The sequence below is a fragment of the Alsobacter sp. P4_H11 genome (genome assembly GCF_056400925.1).
In genome coordinates, this window is sequence record NZ_JBFUKI010000003.1 from 231,271 (window position 1) to 252,399 (window position 21,129).

Sequence of the window (21,129 nt, forward strand, 5' to 3'; positions counted from 1 at the left end):
ACGTTAGCCTTCGCAAGGGCTCGGCGCATCGGCGAAACTCCTGATGGCCAAGCTTACGACCAAGCTTAAACGCAAGGGTGCGCCTATTCCCATTTGCGAAGTGATTTGCTTGCAAGCGATGCGTGCGGGATTTGCAGTTCGATGATGTCTTCTCCGCTGGTCTTCGCGCGATTTGCGGCCCTGTGCCTGTTCGTGATCCTGCTGTCCGCCGCCTCGGTGCTCGTGATCGAGCGGCTGGGCATCCCCCCCTCGTGGGCGCTCGCGGCCGGCGCCGCGGTGGTGACGATCGGCCTGGCGGTCGTGAGCGGTCTCTCGTCCGGGACGATGCGCCTGCCCGAATTCCTGACCCAGAACCGGGCGCTCCCTTCGGCCGGCGTCACGCTGGCCACGGCGGCGTTGCTGCCCTTTGGCCTCCCGGGCCAACCGGCGCTCGGCGTCGCCGCCGGGCTCGTGTTGGCGGCTTTTCTGCTGGGGCCCGTGCTGCGCCGGTCGGGCGCGCCGACCTGGCCGTGTTTCCTGGGAGCCCGCTTCGGCAGCCCGGCGCTGCGGGTGGCGGCGGCCGCGGTGCTCGCCGCCGCTGCGCTCGGGCTCGGAGCAGCCGCCCTCGGCCACGCGGCCGACAGCCTTGCGCGCCTGTTCACGCTCACGCGCCCCCAGGCGGCCGTGCTGGGCGGCCTCGTTCTGGCGTTCACGAGCCTTCCGGGCGGATCGCGAAGCCAGTCCCGCGCCGGCGTTGCGCTGGCGCTTGTGGTCGCGACCTGCGCGGCGGCCCTCTGGGCCACACAGGCCGAGTCTTCGCCGGAACGCATGATCGGGCTCCTGTCGCCGTTGACGCGGCCGGGCGGGATGGCGATTGGCGTGGGGGCGGCCCTGAGCGCGCTGGCGTTTCCGGCATTCCAGACAGTGTGGCCCGGCATCGACAAACCCGCCGACATGCGGCTTGCGCTTCTGTGGGCGGCCATCACGGTGTGCCTGATCGCATTTGCGGCTGGGCCAACCTTCGCTAGCCCAAGCGGCGTTTTCGGACCGATCGCGATCGAGATCCTGTTCTTGGCCGCGAGCCTTGCGGCCGCCGGAGCGTTGCTGCTCGCCGCCGGCCAGGCGATTGGCTTCGATTTCCGCCCCCGCATCGACCGGCGGCGCACGCCCGCGTCGGCGCGCTTCGCGCTGATCCGCTTCGCCATCCTCGCGTCCATCGTGGTCGCGGCAGGCGCCGTCGGCTGGGCCCCGGGCGTCGCCGCCACGCAGGCTGAAGCCGCGGCGGCGCTCACGGTCGGCGCGCTGCTCCCGCCCATCCTGCTCGGCGCGGCCTGGGACCGCGCCACCGCGGCCGGAGGTTTTGCGGCGCTCGGGGCCGGGCTCGTCGTCACGCTGGCGCTGATCGACGGCCGGCTTGGGCCATCCGGCCTTCCGGCGTCGGCTGGCGTGGTCGGCTGCGCGGTGGGGCTGGCGGCCGGTGCGGTCGCGAGCCTGTTCACCCGCCGGTCGACCGTGCTGCCGAGACCTCTGGCCGACGACATGCTCTGACGCGGGCGGCGCCAATCGCGGATTGGCCAAGCGGCCGCATGCGCCTATATCAGGGGCACGATCGAGGCATGCGGCTTCGACTGGCTCGCGGAGCATTCGCGATGACGCAACCTGCCGAATGGGACGACCCCGGCGCCGGACGGCGCGGGCTTCACGTCGCCTTGTGGGCGGGCGTGGCCGCGAGCCTCACGGGCGCGGGCCTGCTTCTGTGGGCCGCGCAGGGCGAGATCGTCTTCACCGACGTGGTGTCGGCGGCGCTAGCCTGGTGCTTCTGACCTCCTCACGCTTCGAGTTCACCCATGACCGACCCCGCCCCGAAGTCCGCGACCCGGCTCGTCCTGCCCCTCGTGGCGTTCCTGTTCGGCGTGATCGGGCTCGGCGTCGCTGCCTATGTGGCGCTTGCGCCGGGCGGGCAGCAGAGCGCCGCCGGCGCGGTGGGCGGGCCGTTCCGCCTCGTCGACCAGGATGGCAAGCCGGTGAGCGAAGCGATCCTGAAGGGCAAGCCGTCGCTGATCTTCTTCGGCTTCACGCATTGCCCGGACGTGTGCCCGACCACGCTGCAGGATGTCACGCAGGTGTTCGACGCGCTGGGCCCGCAGGCGGACCGTCTGCAGGCGTTCTTCATCACGGTGGATCCCGAGCGCGATACGCCGGAACTGATGAAGACCTACCTGTCGAGCTTCGACAAGCGCATCACCGGCCTTTCGGGCGACCGCGCGGCGCTGGACCCCGTGTTGAAGGCCTACCGGGTGTTCTCCCGCAAGGTGCCGCTCGAAGGCGGCGAGTACACCATGGACCACACCGCGCTGGTCTATCTGATGGACAAGAACGGCCGCTTCGCGGGAGCCTTCAACTTGCAACGCGGGGCCGCCGAATCGGCCAAGGACGTTCAGCGCTACTTCTGAGCGGGCGCGGGATGAGCACGCGCGGTCCTGACGCCCGCGACGGAGGCGATAGCCCGTGCTCGGTCTTGTTCCAACCCTGCGGGTTGCGGACGAGCTCCCAGGCCGCGCGCCAAGCCGCCGCGCACATCAGCAGCAGATAGAGGCAGAACAGGGCCAGATCCCCGGCGCCGAACCGCAGTTTTGCCCTGCGTGCGCCCAGGCCCAGCGGCAGGACCAGCGCGACGACGCCAACCGCGAACACCAGCACGGAGAGCCCCGCGGCCGCCCTGTCGACTGCTCCGGACGGGTTCAGGAGCGAGCCGTCGCAAAGCTTCCAAAACAGGGCCGCCAGGAAGAATGGAAAGCCCAGAGCGGCCAGAACGAGCCCGATCGTGTGCGAGACGATGACCAGCTTTTCGAACGGGGAGGCCCGCTCGTGGCGAAAAATGGCGCGGCCATGCACGAGGGATGACTGCATCCAGCCCTTTAGCCAGCGGCTTCGCTGCGCCATCCAGGCCCGGCTGGTGATCACCGCCTCCTCGCGGGTCGTGGACGCGAGCGCGCCGACCGACCAGCCTAGCCGGGCCAGCCTCAATCCGAGGTCGGCGTCCTCCGCAACGTTCCAGGCGTCCCAGGCGAGAATGCGGCGCAGGACGTCGACGCGGAAATGGTTCGACGTGCCGCCGAGCGGGATGGGGAGGCCCAACCTTGCGAAACCGGGGATGATGACGCGGAACAAGGCGGCATATTCCAGCGCAAACAGGTGCGCGAGCCGGCAAGCCGCGTGATTGTGCGGCGCCAACCGGGCCTGCAGACAGGCGAGTTCACGGGGCGCTGACGCGAAGCGGGCAGCCGCGAGGCGGAGTTGATCGGGATCGGGCAGGTCTTCGGCGTCGTAGACGACGAGGAGCGCGCCGGTGGCGCTGCGCAGACCCATGTTGAGCGCGCGCGGCTTCGTGCGCGGCAGGCCCGGAGGGCAGATCACGACGGCGAACTGGGGAGGCATTTCGAGCCGGCCCGCCGCCGACAGCGTTTCAGCATCGTCCGCCTCGACCAGCAGCTTGATGTCGAGCTTCTCGGGCGGGTAATCGAGCGCGGCCAACGCCTGCACGAGTTGGTGAAGCACCCGTCCTTCGCGGTGGAGCGGGGCGAGGATTGTGTAGCGCGGCAGCGCGGCGTCGCTGAGGGGTGGGCATGTCGGCTCGCTGTCACGGACCTCGAGGCATGCGGCCAATCGCAGGGCCGCGCCGAACAGGAAGAGCGCTCCACACAGCAGCATCAGGATCGAGATGGTCATCTGCGGTGACGCCGCGACGGCGGCGAGCAACCCGGCCGCCAGGCTCCCCAGCCAAAAGCGCTCACGCGGCGTGCAGCCATCCCGCACGGACAAGAGCGGCGATGCATCCGGTAAGGCGTTTGCGGCCTCATGCGCCATCCGGGCCTCGATGCCGGCGCGCAGCGACGAGGCCAGGCGCGACGGCGTGGTGACGCCGGCGCCGGGCATCGATCCGCCCGGACGGGCGCGCTCGAGCAGCCGGTCGAGCGCCTCGCCGCGCGGCGCCAGTGCGAAACGCGCGCCGAACCCGGGCGCCAGAGGGGCGGCTCCGACGTCCGCTCCCGGCGCCGGAAGCGCAGGATCGGTTGCGAAGCTGCGCAGAAAGGGCGCACCGATGCGCCTCGCCAGACCGCGGTAGAACTCCTCCTCGCTGATCAGGCCCGCACCGACGACGATCTCGTCCAGCGGCCGACCGGTCCCTTTCGCCCGCGCGAGACAGGCCGCCGCGTCGGCGACCGGCAACCCGATCTCGGCGAGAAAGCTGAGCGTGTGCGGCAGCGGAGGCGCGCGCTGGGAGGCGGGAGACGCAATGTGGCTCATCGGCAATTCCCGCCCGGCAAGCATCGGTGTAATAGTGAAAGGCTAGAGCGGATATCGATGCCTCAGAGTGAAGAGTCTCACATTGATCAATTTACAACCTAACCTATCCGGAAAAGACGGGTTGTGGTTACGTAGCTGGCGCCTTGTCGCCGTTCTGCTGATTTGCTTCGCCGTCATGCCGATGTCCGAGCCGGCGACGGCGCAGACTCGAAGCCCCGATACGGGCGCTCAGGCGCAGTCCCCGGCCCAGGCCGCCGCGCAGGACAAGGTTTTTATCCCGGGCTTCTGGGATCCGGCGCAGCGGCCGGACAAGCCGGACCTGTCGTCGATCCGGGTCATCCGCTTCCTCACCGAGGATGATTACCCGCCCATGCATTTCCTGACCGAGGAGGGCAAGCTGGCGGGCTTCAACGTCGACCTCGCGCGCGCGGTGTGCGACGCGCTCAGCGTCGCCTGCACGGTTCAGGCGCGGCGCTGGGACACGCTGTTCGACGCGCTGCGCGAGGGCCGGGGCGACGCCATCGTGGCGTCGCTGCGGGTCACCCCCAAGCTGCGCGAGAGCTACGGCTTCACGTCGCCCTATCTGCGAACCCCGGCCCGCTTCGTCGGCCGGGCCGGCGCCGCGCTCGATCCGTCGCCGGCCGCCCTGGCGGGCAAGACGGTCGCGGTGGTGGCGCGCTCGGCGCATGAGGACTTCCTGGAGACGTTCTTTCCCCAGGCGCAGCGCAAGCCGTTCGACGATCTCGACCGGGCCCGGGCGGCGTTGATGCGCGGCGACGTCGACCTCCTGTTCGCGGACGGCCTCACGATGGCGATCTGGCTCAACGGCCAGGAAGCGGGCGACTGCTGCGCCTTCGTGGGCGGCCCCTACCAGGAAAGCCGATGGTTCGGCGAAGGCGTCGCGATCGCGACCCGCAAGAACGAGGTCGTGCTGCGGCGGGCCATCGACTGGGCCCTCCAGCGCGTCGCCGAGCGCGGCGTCTACGCCGAGATCTACCTGCGGTATTTCCCGGTGGGGTTCTACTAGGGGCGCGGCGCGCCTCCGCATTGACCCTTCGGCCTCGGGTTCCTATGGTCCGCCGCGCCCGGGCCAGCGATGGCGGCCGGGCTTGATCCCGTTGAACGCACCGAAAGTCCCGCTCATGTCCGCGCCCGCGACCGACCAGCCGCAGACCCTCCAGGAGGCCGCCCAGGCCGGTCTCGCGTGGCCGTTCGAGGAAGCGCGCAAGCTGGTGGAGCGGATCAAGCGCTCGGGCAAGACCGAGGTGCTGTTCGAGACCGGCTATGGCCCGTCCGGCCTGCCGCATATCGGCACCTTCGGCGAGGTGGCGCGCACCACCATGGTGCGCCACGCCTTCCGGGTGCTGACGGACGACAAGATCCCGACCCGGCTGGTCGCGTTCTCGGACGACATGGACGGGCTGCGCAAGGTCCCCGACAACGTCCCGAACAAGGAGATGCTGGCGGGCGCGCTCGGCAAGCCGCTGACGCAGGTTCCCGACCCGTTCGGCACGCATCCGAGCTTCGGCGAGCACAACAACGCCCGGCTGCGGGCGTTTCTGGACGCGTTCGGCTTCGACTACGAGTTCCTGTCGGCCACCGACTGCTACAAGGCCGGCCGCTTCGACGCGACCCTTCGGCTCATGCTGGAGCGCTACGACGCCGTGATGGCGATCATGCTGCCGTCGCTGCGGGCCGAGCGGGCGCAGAGCTACTCGCCCTTCCTGCCGCTTCACCCGAAGACCGGGGTGGTGATGCAGGTGCCGATCGACGAGGTGAACCGCGACGCCGCCACCATCGTGTGGCGCGATCCCGACAGCGGCGAGCGCTTCGAGACATCGGTGCTGGGCGGCGCCTGCAAGCTGCAGTGGAAGCCCGACTGGGCGATGCGGTGGGTGGCGCTCGGCGTCGACTACGAAATGGCCGGCAAGGACCTGATCGACAGCGTGAAGCTGTCGGGCGAGATCGCGCGGGCGCTCGGCGCCACGCCGCCGGACGGTTTCAACTACGAGCTCTTCCTGGACGACAAGGGGCAGAAGATCTCGAAGTCGAAGGGCAACGGCCTGACCATCGACGAGTGGCTGGGCTATGCGAGCCCCGAGAGCCTGTCGCTGTTCATGTACAACAAGCCGCGCGAGGCGAAGAAGCTGTTCTTCGACGTGATCCCGCGCGCCGTGGACGACTATATCGGCTTCCTGGAGCGCTATCAGAAGCAGGGCCTGCGCGAGCAGCTCGCCAACCCGGTCTGGCACATCCATGGCGGCAATCCGCCTGCGCCCGAGACGATCCACAGCGCGGACGCCAACGCGGCCGCCACCACGGTGACGTTTGGCATGCTGCTCAACCTCGTGGCGGTGGCGAATTCGGAGGACCCGGCCGTGCTCTGGGGCTTCCTGCGCCGCTACGCGCCGGGCGCCTCGCCAGAGGCGAACCCACGGCTCGACAAGCTGGTGCGCTACGCGGTGGCTTATTTCCGCGACTTCGTGCGGCCCTCGAAGGTGTACCGCGCCCCGACCGAAGCGGAGCGCGCCGCCCTGGAGGATCTCTCGGCCGCTTTGGCACAATTCGAGGGCTCGACGGACGGCGACGCCATCCAGTTCGCCGTTTACGAGGTCGGCCGCAAGCATTTCCCCGACACCAGCGGCAAATCCAAGAGCCCGGACGGCCGTCCCGGCGTGTCGCAGCAGTGGTTCTCGATGCTGTACCAGATCCTGCTCGGGGCCGAGCGGGGGCCGCGCTTCGGATCCTTCGCGGCGCTGTACGGCGTGGCCGAGACCCGCGCGCTGATCGCGAAGGGGCTGTCCGGCGGGCTGATCGCCGAGCACGAGGCGTTCCTGGCGTCGCGCAAGCCGGCCTGATCGGTGGTTTTCGGGCCTGCCCTGGTCGCGGCGCTCGGCGGGACCGTCCTGGTCACGTCGTTTCTGTCGGGCATCTTCGGCATGGCGGGCGGGATGATCCTGCTCGGCGTGCTGCTGCTGATGCTGGACGTCGCGCCCGCGATGGTGCTGTTCGGGACCACTCAGATGGCCTCGAACGGCTGGCGCACGCTGTTGTGGCGGCGCTTTGTCCAGTGGCGGATCTTCACCGGCTACCTCATCGGCTCGGTGGCGGCCTTCGCGGTCATGAAGGCGATCGCGTACGTCCCCGACAAGGCGACGATCTATCTCGGCCTCGGGCTGCTGCCCTTCGTGGCCGAGCGCCTGCCGCATGGCTTGCGGATGGACATCACCCGCCGCGGCGCGCCGGTGTATTGCGGCGCCATCATCATGGTGCTGCAGCTCCTGGCGGGCGCGGCCGGCAACGTGCTCGACATCTTCTTCCAGAACAGCGGCCTCGACCGTAAAACGATCGTGGCCACCAAGGCGGCGACGCAAACGGTCGCGCACCTGCTGCGCGTCGCCTATTTCGGCAGCTTCGCGAGCCTCATGGACGAGAGCCTGCCCTGGTGGGTCTACGCACTCGCGATCGTGACCGCCTTCGCGGGCACGTCGCTGGCCGCGATCGTGCTGCACCGGATGAGCGACGCCGGCTTTCGCTGGTGGAGCCGCGTCATCATCCGCACCGTTAGCCTCACCTATGTGGCGCGCGGGCTGTGGCTGCTCGTCACTGGCTCGCCCACATGATGCGAGCCATCCAGACCACGTCGGCGATCGGGATGCTGCGTTCGGCGTGATCGGGATTGAGCGAGACGAGCTCGATCGACTTGGCGGTCTTGCGCTTCAACTCCTTGGCCATCACCTCGCCGGTCGCGGTCTTCACCACGACGCGGTCGCCGCGGCGCACGGAGGCCGAAGGCGAGCACACGATCACGTCGCCGTCACGGTAGAGCGGCAGCATCGAATCGCCCGTGACCTCCAGCGCGTAGGCGTCGCCCTCCGGCAGGTCGGGGAAATCGACCTCGTCCCAGCCCTCCCCCTTGGGCAGGCCGGCGTCGTCGAAGAAGCCGCCGGCGCCCGCCTGGGCGAGGCCGAGCAGCGGCAGGGAGCGGCTCTTGTACTCCACCGTGCGCGGCGCGATCAGCGCCATGAATTCCTCGATGGTGGCGCCGGTGGCGTCCAGGACCTTGGAAATCGACTCGGTGGAGGGCCATCGATCGCGCCCATCCGGGGATGTGCGCTTGGATTTATTAAAGGTCGTGGGGTCGAGCCCCGCCCGCCGGGCGAGACCGGAGGCTGAAAACTGGTATTTGGCCGCAAGGGCGTCGATCGCCGCCCAGACCTGGGTGTGAGAAAGCCGCGTGGTCATGCAAAAAGGCCTCCGGGCAAGTGGGAGGATCATCATCCGCCTTTATGGATTTAATCCCACCGCCTGCGGAATGCAACAGCGCTGACGTGCGCGGGGTTTATGAACCGTTGATCATTGCGGGCGCCATGGCTTAAAGCCGGAGGACATTCGGGGGGCGCATGCTCATCTACAAGATCGTTCCGGCTGCGCTGTGGCGCGTCGCCGAAGAGGCCGGCGCCTTCGCGGGAGCGCCTGTGGACCTGGCCGACGGCTATATTCATTTCTCGACCGGCGCGCAGGCCCGCGAGACAGCCGCCAAGCACTTTGCCGGGCAGGCCGACTTGCTGCTCGTGGCCGTTGAGGCCGACGACCTCGGCCCGGCGCTGCGCTGGGAGCCGTCGCGCGGCGGCGCGCTGTTTCCGCACCTTTACGAGCCGCTACCGGTCGCGGCGGCGCGCAGCGTCAGGCCGCTTGGACTCGGGCCAGATGGCGCGCACCTGTTTCCGGAGGATGTCGCGTGATCGGGCGGTTCCTCGCCGGGCGTCTCGGCGCGCTCGCCCTGCCGATGCTGCACCGGCTCGACGCCGAAACGGCGCATGGGATGACCATTCAGGCGCTCTCACGCTTGCCGGCGCTGCCCGCGCCCCGGCCCGATCCCCTTCTGCGCGTCGCGGCTTTCGGGCTGGACTTCCCCAACCCGCTCGGCATCGCGGCGGGCTTCGACAAGAACGCCGAGGTTCCGGACGCCATGCTGGGCCTCGGCTTCGGCTTTGCGGAGGTCGGCACGATCACGCCGCTGGCGCAGGCCGGCAATCCGCGGCCGCGCGTGTTCCGGCTGCCAGGCGACGAGGGCGTGGTCAACCGCCTCGGCTTCAACAACGCCGGCCATGCGGCGGCGCTCGCCAGGCTTCAGGCCCGCGCCGGCCGGCCCGGCATTCTGGGCGTCAACATCGGGGCCAACAAGGACGCGGCCGACCGCGCCGCCGACTATGTGCGCGGCATCGAGACGTTCGCGCCCCTGGCGACCTATTTCACCGTCAACATTTCGTCGCCCAACACGCCCGGCCTGCGCGACCTGCAGCACGAGGCGGCGCTGGACGACCTGCTGGCGCGCGTGCTGGCGGCCCGCGACGCCGCCGCCGAGCGTCATGGCCGTAAGCCCGTGCTGCTGAAGATCGCGCCGGACCTCGGGCTGGCGGATCTCGATTCGATCGTCACCGTGTCGCGGCGCCGGGCCATCGACGGCCTGATCGTCTCCAACACCACGATCAGCCGGCCGACCACGCTGCGCGAAACCGAGACTGCCCGCGAGCAGGGTGGCCTGTCGGGCCGGCCGCTCTTCGCCCTGTCCACCCGCATGCTGGCCGCCGCGCACCAGCGCGTCGAGGGCGCGTTCCCGCTCGTCGGCGTGGGCGGCATCGACTCGGCCGAGACCGCCTGGACCAAGATCGAGGCCGGCGCGACGCTGATCCAGCTCTACTCGGCGCTGGTCTACAAGGGCGCGGGGCTCGTGGACGAGATCCTGGCCGGGCTCGCCCGGCGGCTCGCGGCGGAGCGACTGGACAGCCTCGCGCCCGTGGTCGGCCGACGCGCGGCCGAGATCGCCGAACAGCCGGCCGAGGGCTGGATCGGCTGAGCCCGCGCCAACGCTCGCCGTCGCGGGGGCGCAACCCTACATAGTCGGGCATGCGCCCCTCCGAGTTGCTCACCCTCACCCCGTCCGGCCTCTACTGCCCCCAGGCGGACGCCCACATCGATCCGGTGCGCCCCGTCCGGCGGGCGCTGATCACGCACGGGCATTCGGACCACGCACGCGCCGGCCACGAGGCCGTGCTGGCCACGCCCGAGACGCTGGCCATCATGGCGGTGCGCTACGGGGTCGACTTCGCCGGCTACACGCAGGCGGTCCGGCTCGGCGAGACCGTTGACCTCAACGGCGTGAAGGTGAGCTACCACCCGGCCGGCCACGTGCTCGGCTCGGCCCAAATCGCCCTGGAATGCGAGGGGCTGCGCATCGTCGCGTCCGGCGACTACAAGCGCGCCCGCGATCCCACCTGCGCGCCGTTCGAGGTGGTGCCCTGCGACGTGTTCATCACCGAGGCTACCTTCGGCCTGCCGGTGTTCCGCCATCCCGACACGCGCGACGAGGTCGCCAAGCTGCTCGCCTCGGTCCGGCTCTTTCCCGAGCGCGCCCATATCGTCGGCGCCTATGCGCTCGGCAAGGCGCAACGCTTGATGGCGTTGATCCGGGAGGCCGGCTACGACCAGCCGATCTACGTGCATGGCGCGATGGAGCGGCTGACCGAGTTCTACCAGCAGAGCGGCGTGCCGCTGGGCGAGATCCGGAAAGTGCAGGCCGCCGAGCGGCCGAAGCTCGGCGGCGCGATCGTGATCTGCCCACCCAGCGCCACCCAGGATTTGTGGGCGCGCAAGTTCCCGGATCCGGTGACGGCCTTTGCGTCCGGCTGGATGCGGGTGCGCGCCCGCGCCCGCCAGAAAGGCGTGGAGCTGCCGCTCGTGGTGTCGGACCACTCCGACTGGGACGACTTGTGCCGCACCATCCTGGACACCGGTGCGGGCGAGGTCTGGGTCACGCACGGCCAGGAAGACGCGCTGGTGCACTGGTGCACGTCGCGCGGCATCCGGGCGAAGCCGCTGCACATGTTGGGCTATGGCGACGAGGGGGAGGTCGAGCCCGATACGGCCGGCCCCGCCGACGCGCCCGCGGTCGTTGAGGCAGCGTCGTGAACCGCTTCGCCGAACTGCTGGACCGCCTCGGCTACGAGCCCGGCCGCAACAACAAGCTGCGGCTGATGACAGAGTATTTCCGGACCACGCCCGATCCCGAGCGCGGCTTCGCGCTGGCCGCTCTGGCGGGCGGCCTGTCCTTCGCCAACGCCAAGCCGGGCCTGATCCGCGCCCTGATCGCCGAGCGCACCGATCCGGTGCTGTTTGGCATGAGCTACGACTATGTCGGCGACCTCTCCGAGACGGTGGCGCTGCTCTGGCCGAGCCCGCGCGAGGCGCATGAGCCGGGGCAGCCCGCGATCGGGCACAATCGGCCGCCGCCGAGCCTCGCCGAGGTGATCGAGAGCCTGCAGGCGAGCCACCGGTCGGACCTGCCCGGCCTCCTGTCTCGCTGGCTCGACGGGCTGGACGAGACCGGCCGCTGGGCCTTGTTGAAGCTCATCACCGGCAGCCTGCGCATCGGCGTGTCGGCGCGGCTGGCCAAGAGCGCCGTGGCGGCTCTGGGCGACCTCGAGCCCAACGACATCGAGGAGGTCTGGCACGGGCTGGAGCCGCCTTACGAGACCCTGTTCGCCTGGGTGGAGGGGCGCAGTCCCCGGCCGGAGGCGACCGACCCCGCCCCGTTCCGGCCGCCCATGCTGGCGCACCCCATCGACGACAAGGATTTCGACAGCCTCGACGCCCGCGTGATGACGGCGGAGTGGAAGTGGGACGGCATCCGCGTGCAGGTCGTGGGCGGGACCCGGCCGGATGGCCGGCGCGTGCAGCGCCTGTTTTCCCGCACGGGCGAGGATATCTCCAAGAGCTTCCCGGACCTCGTGGAGGCGATCGACTTCGACGGCGCGATTGATGGCGAGTTGCTGGTGCTGCGCGAGGGGCGCGTCCAGACCTTCAACGTGCTGCAGCAACGGCTCAACCGGCAAAGCGTGTCGCCCAAGATGCTGGTGGAGTTCCCTGCCCATGTGCGGGCCTACGATCTTCTGCACTGGGGCGGCGAGGACCTTCGCCCCCTGCCCTTCAGCGAGCGGCGCGAGCGGCTTGAGGCCATGCTGGGCAGCCTGGAGAACCCCCGCTTCGACATCTCGCGGCTGATCCCCTTCGAGACCTGGGAGGATCTGGCCGCCGCGCGCGCCAATCCGGCCGAGGCGGGCGCGGGCGTAGACGCCGCAGCCGTGGAAGGCTGCATGATCAAGCGGGCCGACAGCCCCTATGTGCCGGGGCGGCCCAAGGGGCTCTGGTACAAATGGAAACATGATCCGCACGTGGTGGACGCCGTGCTGATGTACGCTCAGCGGGGCCACGGCAAGCGCTCGTCGTTTTATTCGGACTACACGTTCGGAGTCTGGCGCGAGGGCGCGGCGGGCGACGAGCTCGTGCCGGTCGGCAAGGCCTATTTCGGCTTCACGGACGCGGAGCTGGCCGAACTCGACCGCTTCGTCCGCCGCAACACCGTGAACCGCTTCGGCCCTGTGCGCGAGGTCACGCACGAGCCCGACAAGGGGCTGGTTCTCGAGATCGCGTTCGAGGGCCTCAACCGCTCGACGCGGCACAAATCCGGCGTCGCGATGCGCTTCCCTCGCGTGTCACGCATCCGCTGGGACAAGCCGCCCGCCGAGGCGGACAGGATCGAGATTCTGGAGCGGCTGCTTCAGCGTGAGGGCGAGGCGGAGGAGACGCCGGCTTAGAGGGTCGGCGCCGCGTTGTAGCGCCCTGGGTTGTTTGTGAAGAGAAGCTTAAAGGCTGTGTACGCCGCCTCGAGAGAACGGCTGTTGCAACACTCATCACCCTCATCCTGAGGAGCAGGCCCTCTTGGGCCTGCGTCTCGAAGGACGAGGGGTCCAGATTGCAAGACGATGGAGCTTGCTGGAGTCCCTCGTCCTTCGAGACGCATCGCCAAGAGGCGACGCTCCTCAGGATGAGGGGACTCGTGAGCACCGGCTCGTGTCTCCAGCACGACGAACGCAGGGAGGAGTGGAGGGCCAGCCTTCACGCCGCCACCGAGCGCTCGTCCGCTTGGGCTCCCGCGAGGAACGCCTCTACGGCGCGCGCATAGGCGTCGCGGGCGTGGCGGGGGGTGAGGTTGTGGTCCGCGCCCGGGATGATGCACAGGGACACCCCCGGCAGCACCGCGGCGTCGCGGCCGCCCGGTCCCATGTGGCGGGCGAGTTCGTCCCGGCCGCCATCGTCCTCGCTGTAGGCGAGGAGCACCCGGCAGCCGCGCGCGGACAGCGCTTCAAAGCCGTCGCGCACCGGGTTCGACTCGGCGACAGCCCGGCGGCGGCGCGCCAGTCTGGAGCGTGCGGCGCGCCAGCCGCGGCGGGCAAGTTCGCCCGCGATGCCGGCCACCTTGACGTCCCCGGAGAGGATGCGGCGCCAGACCTCGCCGTCGGCGATCCTGGCGAGGTAGAAGCCGGTCGCCCGGTAGCTGTGGCGCATGGCGGCTTCGAGCGACAGGCCCTCGCGCCAGCTGAAGACCTGGTTGTTGAGCATCACGAGCCCGGCCACCCGCGGGTCGGCGATGGCGGTGTGGAACGCCCGGTAGGCGCCGCTGCACTGTCCGGCCAGCGTGACCGGGCCGAAGCCGCGCGCCTCCAGCCAATCGAGCGCCGCGACCACGTCGGCGTGGGACTGGTCCGCGTAGTGGACGCGGTCACGGCCATCCGTCGGCTCGGGCGCGTCGCCGAGGCCGAGTAGATCCATGCGCAACGCTGCGACGCCGCCGAGCGCGACCCGGCGGCAGAGGTCCACCGTCTGTCGCGCCCAACCGATGTGCGGGTTTCCGCCGGCGTTGACGACGAGCAGAACGGGACGGCCGAGCGCGGGCCCGCGCGGCTGGGTGAGCACGCCGGGCAGTAACCCGCCCGGCCCGAAGGCGACGAATTCCTCCGTGAAGCCGTCGCCCGCCAGCAGCGTCGGCGGGGCGACGCGCGGCAGGCGCGGCTTCGCGGGCTGAGCGCCGTCGGCGAGCCACCCCGTGAGGGCTCGCCAGTCCCGGCTTGGAACCGCCGAGGTGGTGGGATCCCGCAACAGCGCCGCCTGCCCGTCGAACGGGAGCGCCTCGATGGCGGCGCCGGCGGACCCGAGCGCGGCGGCGACGGACGGCGCGCCATTCTCGGCTGCGATCAGCACCCGACACGTGGGCGAGGCCGGCGCGCCGCGCCAATCCAGGGATTTCAAAGCATTGATCGTCGCGGTCGAGAGGAGGAAGCCGGCGGTTTCGACACCGTCGACGGGTTCGTCCTCGACAACGGAGCTGACGCCGGGCGGCGCCAGCAGGGACGACAAAGCCGCCATCTCTCGCCCATAGGCGCGGCCCGACAACGGCGGCGCAAGCAGGGCGAGGCCGGCGATATCCTTGCGCGAAGCCGCATGGGCGGCCAGCAGCGCGCCGAGGCGCAGGCCGACGAGGTAGACCTCGCGCACTCCGGCCTCGCGCCGCAGCGTCGAGACGGCGTCGCCGATGGACTTGAGCCAGGCCGCCACGCGATCCGGATCGGAGTCCCGGCCCAGCGAGTCAGCGACGCCGGGATAGTCGAAGCGCAGCGTCGGAAGGCCGGCGGCCGCGATCTCGTCGGCCAGCAGGCGCCAGGCGTGGCGGGCGCCGAGTTCCTCGAAGCCGTGAGCGGCGCAGAGCACGACGCCGCGCGAGGATGGCGCGGAGGCGGGGCGATGGAGCCAGCCCGCGCAGGAGCCGAAAGCGAGCGGAAGCATCTAGGCGGTCCGATACGGGAAGGAGGCCAGGGCGTTCACGGCCGTGACGCGTCCCGCAGGCGTTGCGTCGGCGGCGCCGCGCGGCCGGAGGCGGATGCGCTTGTCGCGTCCGGGCGGGAGGTGAAACCAGTTGTCGTCGGGGCTGAACGCGTCGTCGACGATGTGCACCGACTGGGCGAGGCGATCGGCGGCGACCAGAAGCGACCAGCCGTCGCGATCGCGGTCCACCTGCACGGAGAGCGCCACGGGAACGCGGGCCGCGCCACGCCCCTGGGGAAAATGGAAGGCCTCGGCCAGCACCCGGCCGGTCGCCGCATCCGCGAGGGTCGCCACGCAACTATCGTGGGCCGGTGGGCCGAAGCGATATGCGTAGGTGACGTCGAAGAACGAGCCGAGCAGAGCGGCCGAGCTGAGCGTCTGGCCGGAGCCGGGGGACAACGTCACCGCGCGTTCGCCGCGCGCCACGGGCGTCGCTCCGTCGCGGAGGCAGGCGAAGCGCAGGATGGCGTCCACCGGGCGCGGCGTGTCGTTGACGAGGTGCAGCGCGAGCCCGTTGACGCCTTCGTCCGTCATCGTGAGCTGCACGGGGCGAAATGCGCGCTTCAGGGCCCAGAATGCGGATTTCGGCTCGCCGGTCGCGTCGATGACGCCCCAGCCGGCGCCGGGCCACAGGTCCCGCAAAAACCAGACCAGGCCGCCCCGGGTGGGAGAGCCGGGCCGGCGCCATTCGGCGAAGGTCGCCTCCATGACTTCGGCCGTGGTCGCGCGGGAGAGAGCGAGGTAGCGCTCGGGGTCCTCGGCGCGCAGGCGCGTCGGGTCCACGCCATAGAGCAGGCCGAGATAATGGTCGCGGACGTCCTCGAAGTCCCACGCGGCGCCGACGTCGCGCGGGGTTCGCGCCTTCCAACGCGGATCGTGGACGGCCGGCACGGGCAGATGCCGATCGAGCGTCACGCTCTCGGGCACATTGGCGAAGGCCAGGCACTCGGAGGCGAAGCGCACATGGGCGCGCCGTGCGTCCTCCAGCGGACGGCGATAGGCGCCGACGCCGTAGTAGTGGGTGACGCCCTCGTCGGCCGCGAAGGGCAGGTCACCGCCCCAGGGCGATCCTTCGACATAGGGCACATCCGGCCGGAGCGCCGCGACGGCGGCGGGCAGGATCTCGCCCGTGAGCGGGCCGGACCAGGCTTCGGGCGGGTAGCCCAGCATGGCGGCCTGCTGGGCGATCTCGCTGCCGCCGCACAGCACCGCGATGGAGGGCGAGGCTTGGGTGCGGGACAGGAACTGCCGCGCCTCCTCGGCGACGCTCGCCGCGAAGGCCGGGTCGGCGACGGGGTAGTCGAGATTGGCGAACATGAAGTCCTGCCACACCAGCAGGCCGAGTTCGTCGCAGAGCGCATAGAAGGCGTCCGTCTCGTACACGGTCACGCCGCTGACGCGCAGCATGGTGAAGCCGGCGTCGCGCAGTTGCGTGAGCGCTTCTCGCAGCGCATCGGGCGAGGCGTTCAGGGTCACGATGTCCAGCGGCGTCCAGCACGCTCCGCGGCAGAACACCGCCTGGCCGTTCACGACCAGGCCGAAGCCCTTGCCGTCAGGGCCGCGGTCCACCGCGAGCGTGCGGAAACCGACGCGGCCGAGATCGAGCACCGCTTCGCCGATGCGCGCCCGCACGGGGTAGAGCGGCTGGGCGCCATAGCCGTTGGGCATCCAGGGATCGACGTCGGCAAGGTGGAGTTCGCCTTCGAGGCGACCGGACGAGCCCCGGCGTAGGCGGGCCTCGGCGCCCGCGCAGGACAGAATGGCGGGCGCTCCGTCCTCGGCGCCCGCGAGATCGAGCGAGACGCGGACCACGCCGCCCTCCCCTATCCGCTCGGCGCACAGGTCGACCGACTGGATGCGCAGGTCGGCAGTGTGCCGCACGCGGCTGATCGGCCGCCACGGGCCGACGATATCGACAGGCGGGCACCAGCCCGGCATGTGGCCCAGCAGCGTCGTGCGCAGATGGCGCAGGCCGTCGCCCGCGATCATGGCCGAGCGCCAGCGCGGACGCGGGCGGGATGCGGAAGCCTTGGAGGCGATGGCCCTGAACGCGATCGTGAGCGCGTGGGCGCCGGACAGCGTCACCTCAACCTCGTGGGCGAGGAACATGCTGTCCGAGACGAGGATACGGTCGTCGTCCAGCCAGACTTCGGCCAGTGTGGCGAGGCCATCAAACCGCAGTGTTTCGCGGCCATGCCCCTGGATCGAGGCCCGGCACCAGACGTCCTTGTCGTGCAGCGCGACAGGCTGGTCGAAGCTCCAGCGGCCGTCAGCCGCAAGCGCCCCGGCGGCCGTGCCCGGAACCGGGGCCGCGAGCCATGCGAGGTGTCCAGCGAGCTCGCCGGGCGTCGTCGCCGAGCCGGCCGGCATGATGGCCATCTGCCAGCCGGCGACGGGCTCGGCGATCTCGGCGGAGGACGACCAGCGCGCCACGGTCAGACGCCCAGCTTGGCGGCGAGCGCCGGCACGCAGGCGTTCCAGTCGGCCGCGAGCGGATCCAGCAGCGGCGGCAGCGCATCGAACCGCCGGCGCGCTACAGCACGGGCCATGTTGAATTGGAGGCTCTTGGCTCCCGTGGCGATGCGCCCGGCGGCGTCACGCTCGGCCGCGTAGGCGGCCTCGCCCGGCGCGAGCCAGTCGAGGAAGCTCGCCAGCAGCTCGAAATTCGCGCCGAGCTGGCGGGCGGTGTTGAACGCGACCTTGTGGAAGAAGGCGGGCTCGCGGTCGGCTACGGCCTGCATCTGCGCGGTGATGCGCTCTCGCCAGGCTTCGATCGGATTGGCGGCCGGCGCGCGTTCGAGGTGGCGGTAGAGCAGATCCTTGGCGGCAGCGCGCAGCCGCTCCGGGCCGAGCGGGGCGCGGTCGAGCTTCACGAACTCGGCATAGGGAAACAGCGCCGCGTCTGTACGCTGGCCCGGCAGGCGGCCGAACACGCCGTCGAAATCCTCGCCGGAAAGCGTGAACACGCCGGCGTTGTGGAAATAGCCGAGCGTCCGGTTCGCCTCGTCGATCTGGTTGATCCCGACCGTCGTCTTGGTGTGCTCGCTCCGGTAGGAGACGCCCTGCGTGTCGGGCAGCCAGAAACCGTCGACTTCCACGAGCACGATCCGGCCGCGCCGGAGCTGCTCGGCGACGTGGTCCTCCAGGCGGTCGAAAACCGACAGCTCCTGCAGGGTCACGCCGTAGAGGCGCTCGAGATCGTCTGTCGGGATCTTGAAGAACGTGAACTGGTCGCCCTCGAAGTCCTGCGTCACCGTGAACGCCATGGCGGCCGCGGGCTCCAGGCGCAGCGCGCCCAGGAGCTCGATCCAGAGGTCCACCGAGCAGTTGGTCTCGGGCCAGCTGCGCTGCGGATCGTGCAGCGCCTGCCGGGTTGCGCCCGCGCCGGCCACAACCGGGCCAACGGCGCGCAGGGGGCGGGCCGAGGCCGGCCTGGGGGCGAAGTCCACCGCCGACATTCTCAGCCCCACAGCACGCGGCGCAGCGAGCGCGGCCAGGCCTGGACGTCGACGCCGTGGTGGCGGAACAGCGCCAGCGCGACCCGCTCCATGCCGAAGCCCACGCACGCCGTATGGGCGACCTCGCCGGCGGCGGTCTTGAGGCCCCAGGTCTGGCCGAAATGATCCTGGTGGTAGTTGAAGCTCAGACAGGCGGTCGGCGACACGGTGCTGTTCACCGGCACCAGCAACTCGAACTTGAGCCCCTGGTCACGCTGGCTGTTCTTCATCATGCGGCCGGCGCGGCCAAAGAACGGGTCGTTTGCGACGTCGACCTCGAAGGGCAGTTCGAGCATCGAGATCAGGTCGCGCCCGCGCTGCAGCCAGGTCTCGCGGAAGGCCAGCACTTCGGCCTGCGTGCCCATTCGGACATATTCGCGCATGCGGAACATCTGCATGCGGGCGGGGTCGCGCGAGGGTTCGTGGCGGAAGCAGTAGGACATGAGGTCGAAGAGGCGGCCCTGCTCGGGCAGCGCGCCGCGCTTGGCCGCCATCGGGTAGAGCGGGTAGCAGGCCGCCGGCGTCAGCACGACGTCGGACATTTCCTGCTTGGCGGACCAGTCCTTGCCCTCGCCCAGGCACTGCAGCAGGTCGGCATGCGCGCCGTCGTCGCCGCAGAAGCAATGCACGGTGCCGGCGAGCTGGGGAAAGCTCTTCAGGTAGCCGCTCTTCTCGAAATGGGCGCGGTTCATGCCCGGCGGGAAGCGGATGATCTCGGCGTTGTCCTCGCGGCCAAAGGAGGTGATCAGCGCGTCGAAGCGGGCGATCACGTCCTCGAATTGGCCGCTGCGGCCATACAGCCCATCCACCCCCGTCTCGATGAGCAGGCCGGCGTCGAAGAGCTGATCGATCAATGCGACTTGTGCGTCCATCGGGTTCACCCTGCCAAATCGGTTTCGAGGCGGGACACCAGCAGCATGGTGGCTGTGTTCCCGGCGATGCGGTCGTTGCTGATCATGAGCGGCGCCGACATGGCGTCGCGGAGGAAGCGGCCGATGCTGTAGGGCCCGTCGTTGCGGTAGCCCTGGATGCCGGCGATCTGCATGGCGGCCTGGCAGACCTCCACGGCCGTGCGCGATGCGACCAGCTTCACGGTGTTGATCGCCACCGCGAACCCCATCGAGGAGAGCTCGTCCCCGTCGTGCCGGGCGCGCTCGTAGCGGCGCAGGGCGCTCGCCAAGGTGGACTGGAGCGACTGGAGCTTGCCGACCGCCTCCGCGAGATGCAGCGCCCCGGGGGGAGTCACGTCCGGCCGGCGGCGCGCGTCGGCGCGCACGAAGGCCTGGGCCCGCGAGAGCGCCGCGCCGGCGATGCCCTGCCACACCGCGCCCCAGAGGAGGTGCGAGTGGACCAGCATGGATTGGGCCGCGATCTCGGCGAAGGGCTTGGGGAGGATCTGCTCCACCGGGGCAGCGCCCTCGAAGCGGAAGCCCGCCGAGCAGGTGCCGCGCATTCCGAGCGTGTCCCATCCGCCGGTCTGCTCCAGCGTGTACTGGTCCTTCGCGAACACGGCCATCATCTGGTCGGACGAGGGCGCATCCGGGTTGCGGCGGGCCGTCACCATGATGGCGTCGGCCTGCGGGCCGTAGCTGATCACGCTCGCGTCCTTGCCGAGCCGGAAAAGCCCACCGTCCTGCTCGATCGCGCAGATGGAGTTGCGCAGGTCGCCGCCGATGCCGGCTTCCGTGGTCGCGGAGGCGATCAGCAGTTGCTCGGTCGCGACGCGCCGCATGAATGAGCGGTGCCAGGGGCTGTCCATGCCGTGCGTGATCAGGCTGGACGCCTTGATCTGGTGCATGGCGAAGATCATCGCGGCGGACGAGCAGCCCTGGGCCAGGACGCCGCAAATGGCGGCCGTCTCGGCGAGCGTCGCTCCGTCGCCGCCGAACTCGACCGGGATCATGAGACCGAAAAGGCCTTCGGACCGCATGGCGGCGACCGCCTCGGCGGGGAAGCGCGCGGCGCGGTCCACCGCGTCAGCGTGCCGGGCCGCGATGTCGGCCACGCGGCGGGCGCGGAGCATCAGGCCGAGCCTGCGCTGCTCGTCATCCGGGAGAGCGGATTCGAGCAGGGCCGAGGGGCTTTGATAACCCATCAGGCCGCCTCCCTTTCGGTCAGGAGTTCGCTCACCACGGCGCGGATGGACGCGATGCTGGCGAAGGAGCGGCGGTTGAGATAGCGGTCCGGGAACTCGACTCCGAAGCGGTCCTCGATGGCGAGCATCAGCTGCACGGAAGCGAAGGAGGTGAGCCCGGCCTGATAGAGATCGGCGTCGTCGGTCAGCGTTTCGGCCGCGACCGGGAGACGGCCTGCCTCCGCGATGATGGCCACGATGGTGTTCCTGATCGCCTCGCTCATGGTTCTCCGCCCTTCTCGTCGGTCGCGCGGCACAATGCGCGCGATACAATTCCCGGTTGTTGCGGCCGCGAGACTTCTTCCCGCCAGCGTTAACGAGCCCCGCGTTGCCTTCCGCCGTTTCGAAGCGATCCATTCCGGAAAGCTTCGTTCTGATCCGGGACCTCGGTTCGGCGGCTGCGTCCCGCCTTTGAACAAAATCCCGAGATCCTCGTGGCGACCTCGCGTGTCCCAATGCGCTTTGCAATTTTTGCGCGCATGATCGGGG

The 21,129-nt window shown here is 70.2% G+C and carries 18 protein-coding genes; 10 read left to right on the plus strand and 8 right to left on the minus strand.

The window, feature by feature from the left end:
* The first annotated feature begins 141 nt into the window (after positions 1-141).
* The 3 genes from AC1DSZ_RS06825 to AC1DSZ_RS06835 all read left to right on the plus strand — a co-directional run bounded on the left by AC1DSZ_RS06825 (position 142) and on the right by AC1DSZ_RS06835 (position 2,432).
* Positions 142-1,527: a hypothetical protein gene (locus AC1DSZ_RS06825; RefSeq protein ID WP_476837620.1), complete on the plus strand. Its 1,386-nt coding sequence runs from the start codon at positions 142-144 to the stop codon at positions 1,525-1,527.
* Positions 1,528-1,628: 101 nt separating this feature from the next.
* Entirely contained in the window at positions 1,629-1,802 is a 174-nt protein-coding gene (locus tag AC1DSZ_RS06830; RefSeq protein ID WP_476837621.1) for a hypothetical protein, read from the plus strand.
* A gap of 24 nt (positions 1,803-1,826) precedes the next feature.
* Positions 1,827-2,432 (plus strand): SCO family protein, encoded by a 606-nt coding sequence (locus AC1DSZ_RS06835; protein ID WP_476837622.1) that lies wholly within the window; start codon positions 1,827-1,829, stop codon positions 2,430-2,432.
* Here AC1DSZ_RS06835 and AC1DSZ_RS06840 read toward each other — a convergent pair.
* On the minus strand, positions 2,377-4,287 hold the full coding sequence (locus AC1DSZ_RS06840; RefSeq protein WP_476837623.1) for a glycosyltransferase family 2 protein: 1,911 nt from the start codon (positions 4,285-4,287) through the stop codon (positions 2,377-2,379). The two genes, AC1DSZ_RS06835 and AC1DSZ_RS06840, sit on opposite strands and share 56 nt — an antisense overlap.
* A gap of 181 nt (positions 4,288-4,468) precedes the next feature.
* Between AC1DSZ_RS06840 and AC1DSZ_RS06845 the strand changes: the two genes are divergently transcribed.
* The 3 genes from AC1DSZ_RS06845 to AC1DSZ_RS06855 all read left to right on the plus strand — a co-directional run bounded on the left by AC1DSZ_RS06845 (position 4,469) and on the right by AC1DSZ_RS06855 (position 7,910).
* Positions 4,469-5,314, plus strand: coding sequence for a transporter substrate-binding domain-containing protein (locus AC1DSZ_RS06845; protein WP_476837624.1), 846 nt, complete (start codon positions 4,469-4,471; stop codon positions 5,312-5,314).
* Between the two features lie 115 nt (positions 5,315-5,429).
* Positions 5,430-7,145 carry a lysine--tRNA ligase gene (locus AC1DSZ_RS06850; RefSeq protein WP_476837625.1) on the plus strand — a complete coding sequence of 572 codons (1,716 nt, stop codon included), beginning with the start codon at positions 5,430-5,432 and terminating at the stop codon, positions 7,143-7,145.
* 3 nt (positions 7,146-7,148) lie between these two features.
* Positions 7,149-7,910, plus strand: coding sequence for a TSUP family transporter (locus tag AC1DSZ_RS06855; RefSeq protein ID WP_476837626.1), 762 nt, complete (start codon positions 7,149-7,151; stop codon positions 7,908-7,910).
* On the opposite strand, the gene AC1DSZ_RS06860 is transcribed toward AC1DSZ_RS06855, so the two are convergent.
* A complete protein-coding gene (locus AC1DSZ_RS06860; protein ID WP_476837627.1) occupies positions 7,891-8,532 on the minus strand; it encodes a S24 family peptidase in 642 nt (213 codons plus the stop codon). The genes AC1DSZ_RS06855 and AC1DSZ_RS06860 overlap by 20 nt on opposite strands.
* 158 nt (positions 8,533-8,690) lie before the next feature.
* Between AC1DSZ_RS06860 and AC1DSZ_RS06865 the strand changes: the two genes are divergently transcribed.
* Genes AC1DSZ_RS06865 through AC1DSZ_RS06880 form a run of 4 tightly spaced genes read left to right on the plus strand, consistent with a single transcriptional unit; the run spans position 8,691 to position 12,944 of the window.
* Positions 8,691-9,032 carry a DUF952 domain-containing protein gene (locus AC1DSZ_RS06865; RefSeq protein WP_476837628.1) on the plus strand — a complete coding sequence of 114 codons (342 nt, stop codon included), beginning with the start codon at positions 8,691-8,693 and terminating at the stop codon, positions 9,030-9,032.
* Positions 9,029-10,147 carry a quinone-dependent dihydroorotate dehydrogenase gene (locus AC1DSZ_RS06870; protein WP_476837629.1) on the plus strand — a complete coding sequence of 373 codons (1,119 nt, stop codon included), beginning with the start codon at positions 9,029-9,031 and terminating at the stop codon, positions 10,145-10,147. Before AC1DSZ_RS06865 ends, AC1DSZ_RS06870 begins: the two co-directional genes overlap by 4 nt.
* 50 nt (positions 10,148-10,197) lie before the next feature.
* The gene (locus AC1DSZ_RS06875; protein ID WP_476837630.1) at positions 10,198-11,259 is read left to right on the plus strand and encodes a ligase-associated DNA damage response exonuclease; all 1,062 of its coding nucleotides are present in this window, start codon (positions 10,198-10,200) and stop codon (positions 11,257-11,259) included.
* Positions 11,256-12,944: a cisplatin damage response ATP-dependent DNA ligase gene (locus AC1DSZ_RS06880; RefSeq protein ID WP_476837631.1), complete on the plus strand. Its 1,689-nt coding sequence runs from the start codon at positions 11,256-11,258 to the stop codon at positions 12,942-12,944. The genes AC1DSZ_RS06875 and AC1DSZ_RS06880 overlap by 4 nt, the downstream gene beginning before the upstream one ends.
* Before the next feature lie 301 nt (positions 12,945-13,245).
* Here the strand turns inward: AC1DSZ_RS06880 and AC1DSZ_RS06885 are convergent, their stop codons facing one another.
* The 6 genes from AC1DSZ_RS06885 to AC1DSZ_RS06910 form a co-directional block, all read right to left on the minus strand.
* A complete protein-coding gene (locus AC1DSZ_RS06885) occupies positions 13,246-14,970 on the minus strand; it encodes a serine aminopeptidase domain-containing protein (protein ID WP_476837632.1) in 1,725 nt (574 codons plus the stop codon).
* On the minus strand, positions 14,971-17,388 hold the full coding sequence (locus AC1DSZ_RS06890) for a glycoside hydrolase family 2 protein (protein WP_476837811.1): 2,418 nt from the start codon (positions 17,386-17,388) through the stop codon (positions 14,971-14,973).
* Positions 17,389-17,444: 56 nt separating this feature from the next.
* Entirely contained in the window at positions 17,445-18,422 is a 978-nt protein-coding gene (locus AC1DSZ_RS06895) for a DUF1839 family protein (protein ID WP_476837812.1), read from the minus strand.
* Positions 18,423-18,469: 47 nt separating this feature from the next.
* Positions 18,470-19,378 carry an amino acid--[acyl-carrier-protein] ligase gene (locus AC1DSZ_RS06900; protein WP_476837633.1) on the minus strand — a complete coding sequence of 303 codons (909 nt, stop codon included), beginning with the start codon at positions 19,376-19,378 and terminating at the stop codon, positions 18,470-18,472.
* 5 nt (positions 19,379-19,383) lie between these two features.
* Positions 19,384-20,529 (minus strand): acyl-CoA dehydrogenase family protein, encoded by a 1,146-nt coding sequence (locus AC1DSZ_RS06905; RefSeq protein WP_476837813.1) that lies wholly within the window; start codon positions 20,527-20,529, stop codon positions 19,384-19,386.
* A 71-nt stretch (positions 20,530-20,600) separates the two neighbouring features.
* Positions 20,601-20,852: an acyl carrier protein gene (locus tag AC1DSZ_RS06910; RefSeq protein ID WP_476837814.1), complete on the minus strand. Its 252-nt coding sequence runs from the start codon at positions 20,850-20,852 to the stop codon at positions 20,601-20,603.
* Between the last annotated feature and the right edge of the window lie 277 nt (positions 20,853-21,129).

What these genes read in the sequence shown, in the direction of transcription:
- AC1DSZ_RS06885 (WP_476837632.1), bottom strand. Translation starts at nt 14,970, where the DNA reads ATGCTTCCGCTCGCTTTCGGCTCCTGCGCGGGCTGGCTCCATCGCCCC.
- AC1DSZ_RS06890 (WP_476837811.1), bottom strand. Translation starts at nt 17,388, where the DNA reads ATGGCCATCATGCCGGCCGGCTCGGCGACGACGCCCGGCGAGCTCGCT.
- AC1DSZ_RS06825 (WP_476837620.1), top strand. Translation starts at nt 142, where the DNA reads ATGATGTCTTCTCCGCTGGTCTTCGCGCGATTTGCGGCCCTGTGCCTG.
- AC1DSZ_RS06835 (WP_476837622.1), top strand. Translation starts at nt 1,827, where the DNA reads ATGACCGACCCCGCCCCGAAGTCCGCGACCCGGCTCGTCCTGCCCCTC.
- AC1DSZ_RS06850 (WP_476837625.1), top strand. Translation starts at nt 5,430, where the DNA reads ATGTCCGCGCCCGCGACCGACCAGCCGCAGACCCTCCAGGAGGCCGCC.
- AC1DSZ_RS06830 (WP_476837621.1), top strand. Translation starts at nt 1,629, where the DNA reads ATGACGCAACCTGCCGAATGGGACGACCCCGGCGCCGGACGGCGCGGG.
- AC1DSZ_RS06845 (WP_476837624.1), top strand. Translation starts at nt 4,469, where the DNA reads ATGTCCGAGCCGGCGACGGCGCAGACTCGAAGCCCCGATACGGGCGCT.
- AC1DSZ_RS06905 (WP_476837813.1), bottom strand. Translation starts at nt 20,529, where the DNA reads ATGCTCCGCGCCCGCCGCGTGGCCGACATCGCGGCCCGGCACGCTGAC.
- AC1DSZ_RS06865 (WP_476837628.1), top strand. Translation starts at nt 8,691, where the DNA reads ATGCTCATCTACAAGATCGTTCCGGCTGCGCTGTGGCGCGTCGCCGAA.
- AC1DSZ_RS06900 (WP_476837633.1), bottom strand. Translation starts at nt 19,378, where the DNA reads ATGGACGCACAAGTCGCATTGATCGATCAGCTCTTCGACGCCGGCCTG.
- AC1DSZ_RS06860 (WP_476837627.1), bottom strand. Translation starts at nt 8,532, where the DNA reads ATGACCACGCGGCTTTCTCACACCCAGGTCTGGGCGGCGATCGACGCC.
- AC1DSZ_RS06875 (WP_476837630.1), top strand. Translation starts at nt 10,198, where the DNA reads ATGCGCCCCTCCGAGTTGCTCACCCTCACCCCGTCCGGCCTCTACTGC.
- AC1DSZ_RS06840 (WP_476837623.1), bottom strand. Translation starts at nt 4,287, where the DNA reads ATGAGCCACATTGCGTCTCCCGCCTCCCAGCGCGCGCCTCCGCTGCCG.